Annotated in this window: 1 protein-coding gene; it reads left to right on the forward strand. The window is 59.2% G+C overall.

The window, feature by feature from the left end:
• A partial coding sequence (locus ACK59H_RS23030; protein WP_409265003.1) for an immunoglobulin-like domain-containing protein occupies positions 1-331 on the forward strand: 331 nt, incomplete at both ends.

Here is a 331-nt window from a genome sequence, read left to right on the forward strand (position 1 = left end):
TACCCCAAGCGTGACCGAAGGCGGCGTTGTGACCTACACCGCCACCGTGACCGCGCCTGTGACTGAGAAACCGCTGGTGATCACTTTGGCTAATGGCCAGACCATCACCATCCCAGTCAACGCAAGCTCTGGCTCGGTCGACTACGTTGCGCCAAACAACGTCTACAACACCAATGCCCCGCTGACCAACAGCATCACCAATGTCACTGGCGGCAACTACGAGAAACTGGTTACCACCGGTACTCCTAGCACCACGGTCACCGACGACCCAGCGAAGCTGGACACCACCGGTGTCACCTTGACGGCGACCAACACCGTCCAGGAAGGTGGT

Origin of the sequence: Pseudomonas sp. KCJK9000 (assembly GCF_046230725.1) — a bacterium.
Taxonomy (GTDB): domain Bacteria; phylum Pseudomonadota; class Gammaproteobacteria; order Pseudomonadales; family Pseudomonadaceae; genus Aquipseudomonas; species Aquipseudomonas promysalinigenes.